The organism is Rosenbergiella sp. YN46 (assembly GCF_036620675.1).
In the GTDB taxonomy this organism is placed as follows: domain Bacteria; phylum Pseudomonadota; class Gammaproteobacteria; order Enterobacterales; family Enterobacteriaceae; genus Jejubacter.
The window spans coordinates 1-537 of record NZ_JAZHEE010000157.1; the positions used below are offsets into that span (position 1 = coordinate 1).

General features: G+C 33.1%; 1 protein-coding gene. It reads right to left on the reverse strand.

The annotated features are described in order from the left end of the window. Positions 1 to 189: 189 nt before the first annotated feature. The coding region (locus V3W49_RS23010; protein WP_500148302.1) for a hypothetical protein at positions 190 to 537 on the reverse strand (348 nt) is incomplete at its 5' end.

Sequence of the window (537 nt, forward strand, 5' to 3'; positions counted from 1 at the left end):
ATACCACATTTTCTCATGCCTGATAGTTTGATCATTAAATCCTAACTCTTTTTTACAAAGTTCACATTTTTGAATTAAACTAGTATTTTTCAATAACTAACGCATCCTGTTAGTGGAGTTTAAAAAATTCAAGATAATAATTTGTTAGAAGTAATGAAGCTAATTAACGGATACAATCATTTTTAGTTATTAACCCATTTTTCTCAAATTCACTTCAAGTTTTTCACCAACTTGAGGTCGACCCATCCTTTCATACCTGTTTTTTGGCATATTGATGGTAATCGAAGTCTGTTGGTAGCTCTTGATTTTGATTGTTGGCTGTGCCTGCAGGATTGCGTCAAGTAGAGGAAATACCTGCTTTTTTGTCTCATCATCTAGTTTTTTTGATACTGATTCCATGATCAACTGTTTTTGTGAAATGGGCTCGGTTTGAACATTTTCCACAAGTGATATTTGTACTACTTGTCCATTGTCAACAATTTGTGCAATTCTATATTCAGTAACTTCTGCCACATGAGAAATCCAAACGAATTCCAT